This window comes from Rivularia sp. UHCC 0363 (assembly GCF_034931125.1).
Classification (GTDB): domain Bacteria; phylum Cyanobacteriota; class Cyanobacteriia; order Cyanobacteriales; family Nostocaceae; genus Rivularia.
Genome location: NZ_JAYGHM010000025.1, coordinates 39,924 through 48,289, shown reverse-complemented (window position 1 = coordinate 48,289; position 8,366 = coordinate 39,924). Strand labels below are relative to the sequence as shown.

At 37.9% G+C, this 8,366-nt stretch carries 8 protein-coding genes and 1 tRNA gene; 4 read left to right on the top strand and 5 right to left on the bottom strand.

Annotated features, from left to right (window positions below; translation table 11 throughout):
• Positions 1–75 precede the first annotated feature (75 nt).
• Positions 76–903, top strand: a complete 828-nt coding sequence (locus tag VB797_RS15850) for a metallophosphoesterase (protein WP_323238667.1) — start codon at positions 76–78, stop codon at positions 901–903.
• 710 nt (positions 904–1,613) lie between these two features.
• On the opposite strand, the gene VB797_RS15845 is transcribed toward VB797_RS15850, so the two are convergent.
• A complete protein-coding gene (locus VB797_RS15845; protein WP_323238666.1) occupies positions 1,614–2,312 on the bottom strand; it encodes a hypothetical protein in 699 nt (232 codons plus the stop codon).
• 436 nt (positions 2,313–2,748) lie between these two features.
• On the opposite strand from VB797_RS15845, the gene VB797_RS15840 reads away from it, so the two are divergent.
• The 3 genes from VB797_RS15840 to VB797_RS15830 all read left to right on the top strand — a co-directional run bounded on the left by VB797_RS15840 (position 2,749) and on the right by VB797_RS15830 (position 4,956).
• On the top strand, positions 2,749–3,843 hold the full coding sequence (locus tag VB797_RS15840) for a tocopherol cyclase family protein (RefSeq protein ID WP_323238665.1): 1,095 nt from the start codon (positions 2,749–2,751) through the stop codon (positions 3,841–3,843).
• Between the two features lie 28 nt (positions 3,844–3,871).
• Positions 3,872–3,945 (top strand) — tRNA-Arg (locus VB797_RS15835).
• A 483-nt stretch (positions 3,946–4,428) separates the two neighbouring features.
• Positions 4,429–4,956 carry a YdcF family protein gene (locus VB797_RS15830; protein WP_323238713.1) on the top strand — a complete coding sequence of 176 codons (528 nt, stop codon included), beginning with the start codon at positions 4,429–4,431 and terminating at the stop codon, positions 4,954–4,956.
• 238 nt (positions 4,957–5,194) lie between these two features.
• On the opposite strand, the gene VB797_RS15825 is transcribed toward VB797_RS15830, so the two are convergent.
• The 4 genes from VB797_RS15825 to fabD all read right to left on the bottom strand — a co-directional run bounded on the left by VB797_RS15825 (position 5,195) and on the right by fabD (position 8,306).
• Entirely contained in the window at positions 5,195–5,497 is a 303-nt protein-coding gene (locus tag VB797_RS15825; protein WP_323238664.1) for a DUF2288 domain-containing protein, read from the bottom strand.
• Between the two features lie 81 nt (positions 5,498–5,578).
• On the bottom strand, positions 5,579–6,616 hold the full coding sequence (locus VB797_RS15820; RefSeq protein WP_323238663.1) for an AI-2E family transporter: 1,038 nt from the start codon (positions 6,614–6,616) through the stop codon (positions 5,579–5,581).
• Between the two features lie 110 nt (positions 6,617–6,726).
• A complete protein-coding gene (locus tag VB797_RS15815; protein ID WP_323238662.1) occupies positions 6,727–7,362 on the bottom strand; it encodes a lysophospholipid acyltransferase family protein in 636 nt (211 codons plus the stop codon).
• A 71-nt stretch (positions 7,363–7,433) separates the two neighbouring features.
• Positions 7,434–8,306, bottom strand: a complete 873-nt coding sequence (gene fabD / locus VB797_RS15810; RefSeq protein WP_323238661.1) for an ACP S-malonyltransferase — start codon at positions 8,304–8,306, stop codon at positions 7,434–7,436.
• Positions 8,307–8,366: the final 60 nt, after the last annotated feature.

Here is an 8,366-nt window from a genome sequence, read left to right as displayed (position 1 = left end):
TAACTGTTAACTACTGACTGTTCACTATTCAGATGATAGACTAAAGGCGCTGGTACAAGGAGCAACGTTAGCGCTATGCATTGGTTGTTATCTGGTCCTTTGAGTGTAGAAAAACTTGTAGTAAAAATAGATAGTTTACCAGCATCTACCATCGGTACTCGCATAGTACAATTATCAGATTTGCATTACGACGGATTCAGGTTATCGTCAGAAATGTTAGAACAAGCCATTATTGCCAGCAATGAAGCTGAACCGGATTTGGTTGTTTTAACTGGTGACTATATAACTGATGACCCGGCTCCAATATACAAGTTAGTAAAAAAACTCAAAAATTTACAATCTCGCGCTGGTATATATGCTGTACTTGGCAATCACGATATATGCTACCGCACCGCGAAAGCAGAAGTTACAGCAGCTTTGACAAGTATCGATATTAAAGTTCTTTGGAATGAAATTGCTTATCCTTTAGGCAAAGAATTACCGTTAGTCGGATTAGCTGATTATTGGTCAAAAGAATTTAATCCTGCATCGGTAATGAATCAGTTAGACGACGCAACACCGCGCATCGTTCTATCACATAATCCCGATACAGCCCAGATATTACAACAGTGGCGAGTCGATTTGCAACTATCCGGTCATACTCACGGTGGACAAATAATATTACCTAATATTGGTCCTTTAGTAGTTTATTACAAAAAAATTATTCGCAAAGTTCCCAAAGAGGTACGGCGATTAATACCATTTTTACGTTCGGACTACGTTAAAGTTCTCCGACACTGGGAATGGGCGCAAGGATTTCACCAAGTAGGAAAAAATCAGCTATACGTCAATCGCGGTTTAGGAACTTACCTCCCAGGACGCTTGTTTTGTCCCCCGGAAGTGACTGTAATTACTTTGGAGTAAATGGGATATGAGGAGATGGGGAGATGGGGAGACAAGGGGACAAGGGAACAAGAAAAAGTTTGGAGTTTAGAATTATCACACCTTTAACCTTAATTACTCCTAACTTCAAAACCGTCTCCAGTTACGACCGTAAATGTCAGTAATTAGAGACGGTTTATTAAAAAGTTGGTAATTTCAGAAAAGTGGAAAATTAGAATTAGTTTGACAAAAATATAGGGTGAGCCGGAATCGCAATTTTGTTGTTAAGTTATCACGCAATGTACATCCCTTATCTGTCTAAAACCTCCAAATTCATCGATAGACTAAAGACTAAAACACGGCGTTTGTTGGATGTAACATTCGAGAGATTGCGATGGGATTAGAGTGGGAGACACAAACTCTAATCGAAAGATTTGTTGTTAGAGCTCTTACTTATTTTGTGCCTTATTTATAAACTTAGCATTCATTTTTTATAAGATAAACTTTATTTTACTGATTTTAACTATTAGTAACTTTTCGTAATATTTGCCCAACTGGTTTTAATGAGCTAGTAACAAATACTTACACAATTTACAAAAAACCCCCCTAAACAAGGGGGATCGAGCTTAGCTTAGCTAAATATAAAACCTTATCCTTAGTCCGGCTTCTCTCTCCTTAACAAGGAGGAATTAAGGGTGAGGTCTTTTATTATATTTAATTACGCCTATCTACTTAGATATAAAGAGTGAAATTTACTGAGGTGTATCAGTCCCAAGAACGTTAGGGGGACTAACGGTAGATGTAGAATTATTGGAATTGCTTTCGCTTTGTGGTTGTTGAGAGGAATTATTGCTGCCACCGTTTGAACTTTGGGGCTGCTTAGGAGTTGTTTTTTGTGGTGTAGAATTCGATCCACTTGCACCTTGTTGGGGTGGGACATTAATGTTAATGTCTGGCTGTTGCGGTGCTGGTGCTGGTGCTGGTGCTTGTTGCTGGGGAACTGCAACAGGAACTTCAACAGGAACCGCTACTTCTTTCGTTTTCTCGATAATTGTGGTTGTATTATTCTGTGGAGGTTGAGCAGCTTCAGGTTCGGTAAGTGTAGGTTCTGTTGTTACCGGAGTCTCAATTACCGTAGGAGTTGTTTTATCTGCTTCTCTATATTGGTTAAAATACCACATCGCGCCACCTGCTAAAGTTGCAAATGTTGCAAGCAATATACCCAATATCAAGCCACTATTAGCATTGTTAGTATCTCGTGCGGCTAAGTCTCTTCTTTGGTAATTTCGCTCTTGGATTCTACCGGAAACGTAACCTTCTTCATAGGTGTTGGGATCGTTTTCAACTGTTTCGCTGGTTCGTGTAACATTAGTATGAATGTTACCGTCAGCGTCGGTAAATGAATCCTGTCTAACTTCTCGGTTGTAGCTCTTGCTTTCGTTGTTATCCATGGGTATTGATTTGATATTTTGATTAATAAAGTATGAAAAGGTAGAGCATTTATAAGTTAAATAGTTAACTTCGCCATCCTATTTATTTTAAACTATTTACTTAGTTATTTTTGTAACCTGCTTGTTCTATATCCTCAGAATAACTGCTGAGTTTATCCTGTGGCTCTATCTGAAGATAGGTACTTATTTTAACCGGAAGAATGACTTTTCAACTTTTAAATAAATCTTTATTTAGTAGGTATTTTAACAACATCAATCCTTTATAATTGATTTTAAATATGTAATACAAGTAGGTATTTATTTATAAAATTAATCGTGATGCTACTTAATAGGTAAAAATTAATAAGTTTCAGAAATTAACAGCTATAAATACCTTTAAATGTTAGCTAATGTTAATTTGTTATTCTCTATAAGTAATTGGTAAGTTAATCTTTTTATGTTGCGTCTTCCTGAGAATCTTTCTTCTACCCAAACACCACATAGCGGCTACCATTGGGATAATAGTGATCGCCGTTTTTTTGAAGGTTGGTATTACCGCGTAACTTTACCGCAGGAAAAGCAAACGTTTGCTTTCATGTACTCAATCGAAGACCCAGTAGGTGGAAAACCCTATAGCGGTGGTGCAGCACAAATTCTCGGTCCAAATGATGAGTATTTATTACGCACTTTCCCCGATGTAAACAGGTTTTGGGCTTCTAGTGATGTGTTGGCTTTAGGTCATTGGGGTAAAACAGAACTAGAAAGCCAACCGCTTTATTTACTTCCAGAAGAATTTACCAGCTACATTCAATCTGGTTATCAAGCGACAGCAACTTTAAATCAAGGAATAATTCACGATCCAGGTAGCGGTAATTACTGCCGCTGGGAGTATGACATTCAGCCAGTGTATTACTGGGGAGACAAAGCCAGCATTCAACAATCAACCGCCGGTTGGGTATCTTTTTTACAGCTTTTTGAACCCGGATGGCAAATTTTGGTGGCGCATGCTTTGGCTAGCGGTTGGATCGATTGGAATGGTAAACGCTACGAATTTACCGACGCACCCGCTTACAGTGAGAAGAATTGGGGAGGTGCTTTTCCGGAAAAATGGTTTTGGTTGAACTGCAATAGTTTTGACTCCGAACCAGATTTAGCCCTGACTGCTGGTGGTGGTAGACGTGGTGTCTTATGGTGGATGGAATCTGTCGCAATGGTTGGTTTACATTATCAAGGTAAATTTTACGAGTTTGTACCCTGGAATTCCCAAGTCAGTTGGAATATTCAACCTTGGGGAAAATGGGAAATGCACGCGAGAAATTCCCAATATGAAATTGAATTGACGGGAACCACCGATTTACCGGGTACGGAATTGCGTGCGCCGACCGAAAATGGTTTAATGTTTGCTTGTCGCGATACTATGCAGGGAAAATTGACGTTAGAATTACGCGAATTAAATGGCATTCAATCCAAAACTATCCTGAAAGCAACCAGTAACCTATGTGGATTAGAAACAGGGGGTGGACCTTGGGACAGTTCCTGGCAGAATGACTAGAAATGTTATTATAAAATAACAGCTAGTTGGGGCTGTAGCTCAGTTGGATAGAGCGAGCGCCTCCTAAGCGCTAGGTCGCAGGTTCAAGTCTTGCCAGTCCCGTTTTCCAAAAAAAATCACATAAAGTAGTTAAACATACTTTTTATCTAACCCCCAAAACAGATAGAATCTTTGATTAAGTCTGGTATTCCTTATTGCCGCAATGTAATAAGGGGTTCATGTAAACTAAATAAATAACTTAGATGTTTATGATTCTCTTGGTAAAAGAGAAAAAAAGGGAACATCTGCTATTAAAAAAACAATTTGTGGTGGGATAAAATACATTAGCATCACTTCACAAATAGCCAAAAGCGCTTGTTAAAATACCAGTCGAATATAACTTTTGGTCTAAAAGCTAGGTGTTAAGGGGTGTAACCCCCTGTGCATTTTTTTCACGAAGTATTTATATTTTGTTGGACATATTAATTATCAATAGCTTGTAACTTGTTAAATTATTTTTATTTTTTTAGAAAAAATTCCTCTCCGGACAGTCTAAGTAATAAAGCCCTGAATAAAATGCTTAAATCAGGAATTTCTTCTCGGTTAATGCTTTTAATACTACCCCTAACGTTACTATGGGGTTACAAAAAAGTTCAAAGTGCATTTGTACAACCACAAGCAATTTTAGTTTTAGGAGGTTCAACAGAAAGATTAGAACGAGAAAAATTTGCAGCTGAGTTTGCAAACAAATATCCTAATCTACCAATTTGGATTTCTGGAGGTAGTCCACCGAGTGCGACAAAAAAAGTATTTACCAAAGCTGGTATTGATTCCAAACGTTTGCACTTAGACTATCGAGCTAATAACACGGTAGAAAACTTTACGACGTTAGTAGATGACTTGCATAAAAGAGGAATTAAAAGATTATATTTAGTTACCTCCGACTATCATATGCGTCGTGCTACTGTAGTTGGTGAAATAGTTTTAGGTAGTCGAGGAATAGACTTTAATTCAGTATCTGTTCCTTCACAAAGTAATTCTGAACCAATAGAAAAATCTATTCGTGACGGAGTTCGGTCAATTTTTTGGGTTGCGACTGGTTTGGATGTTGAGGAAAAATCTTCCGCAAAGTAGTCAGTTATATATTTTATTTTTTAAATTACTAACTAAATCCGAAATATAAAATAATCCGATTCAACCCTATGAGTTAACATTCAATTAAAGTTATTCAGTAAATAAAAGGTAATGGGGAATCAACAATAGTTACGATCAAATGATTGAATATTATCATCCCCTTCTACCTTTTTACAAAAGATTCAGATCGATATATTTGCCAAAAAATATCTGTAATTCCCTAAGAAAATTGAAAAAGTTATGCAGTAATTTTCTCTTGAACAAGCACAAAAGGCTGCACGATCAAAGTATTGAATCTTTTCTTTCGCTGCATATTCCATTCCCCAACTTGTATAGATGAAGGTTTACCAATTAGCGCTTCATCAATCCAATTTTGCACTTGTGAAGTTTGATCGCTAGCTATAGCTTCCCCCACATCTAATAAATCCAGTCCCGTTGCTACTATAATTACGGAATCTCTTTGTACGTGAGGAATTAACCATTCCCATTCCGATTCATCAAGGATTTCATCCAGTTGCGCTCTTAAATCTTGATTGGTCATCAGTGATTAATTGTTCTTCAATAATTAATATATAACAGTTTTGAACAATTTGTGAAAATTAATGAATCCAAAATTGAATAACTAAACTTCAGCTTTCATCTCATCAATTTCAAATAAAGCAACTATTACCCCTGCAATTGGAATAGAGATAAAAACACCTAATAAACCTGCAACTCTAGCTCCGATTAATAAAGCAAAAAATACTACTACCGGATTCAAATTAAGTGCATCCTGCATGACTCTCGGTGCAATTAAGTTATCTTGAATTTGCTGAAGTACGATACAAACTCCTAATACTTTAAGCCCCAACCAAACACCTTGAGATAAAACCATTAAAGTAATTACACTAACCCCTAGTGTCGCACCGATACCTGGGATTATATCAAGAAAACCAACTATTACAGATAATACTAAAGGGAACGGTACTCCTAACACTACGAAAACTATAAAAGTTGATACTGTTAAAAATAACGTTAACAATAACTGACCTCGGAAAAAGCCTAAGAAACTGCGTTTCATAATCATTGCAAATCTTTTACGTCGAGAGTTTGGTACAATTTTCAAAATAAGTAGCCAAAGCTGTTCTCCTTCGAGGAGCATAAAAAAAGCAACCACGGCAATTAAGATAAAACTTGCAAAATTAGTAATAAAACTTTGGAATAAATCCAAAATAGTCACCAATCTCGATATAGCTTGCTCCCTTAACACTTGTTCTATTGAGCTTAAATCTATCTGAAAACTTCGGTTTCTCAACATTTCTTCCAATCGCTGTATTAAAGGTACTAGAGAATTTAAAAAAATTGCGACACTATCAACTAGCTGTTGTCCTTGAGATAGAAGCCCTAAACCTGCGCTGATTGCTAAACCACCAATAATTACAATACTAAGTAGAAATATAAAAACAACTGCTACTGTATGGGGTATAAAACGTTTCAACCATTTGACGGGATAGCTCAGTAAAAAAGCCAAAATTGCCGCAAACGTAAAAATAACAATCACAGCTTGAAAATAGGCTATTAGCTGTACGAATGTCCAACCGCAAGCAGCGAAAAGTAAGAAGCGGACTAAAGCAAAATTATTTAACCGAGATAAAAAATTATCGTCGTCTGAATTGTTCATATAGTATTAAGGGATTAGGCAGTTGAGACAGAAAAGATTAATCACCTCAATTTAAAAAATTTTAGTTATTAATACTACTTCCTTAAAGTATAGTTTTGGCATTTTTCGTCTTATCGTCCTAAATCGTGCAATTTATTAATAGCGATCGCGCATTTTTGGGTTATTATCTCTAAATCTTCTTTGTTTGTGGAAGTTGGAGCCGGAATCACCTCACCAATCCGAACCGTTACCGGAACTCTTTGAGGAACTCCACCTTTTCGTTCGATTTCCTGAGTACCCCACAAACATACTGGGATCATTGGTGCTTTTGCTTTAGCTGCAATTAAAGCTGCACCTCGTTTGGGGTCTGTAATTCGTCCATCGGGGGTACGAGTACCTTGCAAGAAAAGCCCCACAGCCCAGCCTTGCTCTAGATGCTCCAAAGCCTTACGAATTGCATTGCGATCGCTAGTTCCTCGTTGTACGGGGTAAGCACCGTATAGCTCAATTGCTTGTTTTAAAATGGGGATTTTAAATAATTCTTCCTTTGCCATATAGGATACTGGACGACGGACGCAATTGGAAACAATCGGCGGGTCAAAATTGCTTGCATGATTGCTGACGATTACCAAAGGTCCGCTTATCGGAACATTTTCGGCTCCATAAACATGTCCTTGGAAGTAAACCCGAAGCATGGGATTAACTACCGAATATTTCAAAGCGCGATAGAGTAAAAGACTAGCAAATGGTTCGCGGTGTCGAGACATAATATTAAGAATTGGGCATTGGTAATTGGTAATTGGTAATTCTTAACTACTAACTCCTAACTTTTTCAACATCATATTTCCGCAGCAGAACCCACGTTTTCTAAAATCATATTGGAGCAAGTACGCTTAATTAAACCAGTTAAAACGTTTCCCGGACCAATTTCTACTACCCGCTCTATACCTTGTTCTGGTAGCGCTAAACTTATTTCTCTCCACCGCACGCTTCCGGTCATTTGCTCTACCAATCGTTGCTTTAAAACATCGGCTTCCACGGTGGGTACTGGCTCTACATTAGATAAAACTGGTACATTCGCCGTGTGAAATTCTACTGATGCTAAGACATCTTTAAATTCAGCAGATGCTTCTGCCATCATCGGAGAATGAAATGCTCCCGATACGTTTAAAAGTATTTTGCGTTTTGCTTTTACTTGGGACATCACACTTTCGACAGCTTCAGGAGTGCCAGAAATTACCACTTGCGCGGAACTATTATCATTCGCTAACACTACATCATCAGTTTCAGCCAAAATTCGATCTAACTGTTCGCGATCAAAGCCAATTAAAGCCGCCATTTTTCCACCAGCAGCATTTTCCATCAGTTCGGCACGACGTTTTACCAAACGTAAACCCGCAGACCATTCAAATACACCGGCTACATACAGCCCGATATACTCTCCCAAGCTATGACCAGCCACTAAATCTGGCTTTTCTTTCTGACCGATAATGTCAGCAAGAATCGTTTCCACCACGTACAAACAAGGTTGAGTGTAAAGAGTACGGGCTAACTTTTCTTGATTATTTTGGCAGATTTCGCTGACACTCCAGCCTAAAATTTCTTCAGCTTGAGCAAACTTTTCCCTAGCTGCGGACAAATCCAGTAGATCCATTCCCATTCCCAAAACTTGGGAACCTTGTCCGGGAAACACCCATGCGGTTTTAGTCATCAGTTATCAATTATCAACGATCAATTACAAAACAAAAAGTAGGATTCATATGCTAATAAC

Excerpts from the sequence above, each read along its gene's own strand:
- VB797_RS15845 (WP_323238666.1), bottom strand. The coding sequence starts at position 2,312 with ATGGATAACAACGAAAGCAAGAGCTACAACCGAGAAGTTAGACAGGAT.
- VB797_RS15815 (WP_323238662.1), bottom strand. The coding sequence starts at position 7,362 with ATGTCTCGACACCGCGAACCATTTGCTAGTCTTTTACTCTATCGCGCT.
- VB797_RS15840 (WP_323238665.1), top strand. The coding sequence starts at position 2,749 with ATGTTGCGTCTTCCTGAGAATCTTTCTTCTACCCAAACACCACATAGC.
- VB797_RS15850 (WP_323238667.1), top strand. The coding sequence starts at position 76 with ATGCATTGGTTGTTATCTGGTCCTTTGAGTGTAGAAAAACTTGTAGTA.
- fabD (WP_323238661.1), bottom strand. The coding sequence starts at position 8,306 with ATGACTAAAACCGCATGGGTGTTTCCCGGACAAGGTTCCCAAGTTTTG.
- VB797_RS15820 (WP_323238663.1), bottom strand. The coding sequence starts at position 6,616 with ATGAACAATTCAGACGACGATAATTTTTTATCTCGGTTAAATAATTTT.
- VB797_RS15825 (WP_323238664.1), bottom strand. The coding sequence starts at position 5,497 with ATGACCAATCAAGATTTAAGAGCGCAACTGGATGAAATCCTTGATGAA.
- VB797_RS15830 (WP_323238713.1), top strand. The coding sequence starts at position 4,429 with ATGCTTTTAATACTACCCCTAACGTTACTATGGGGTTACAAAAAAGTT.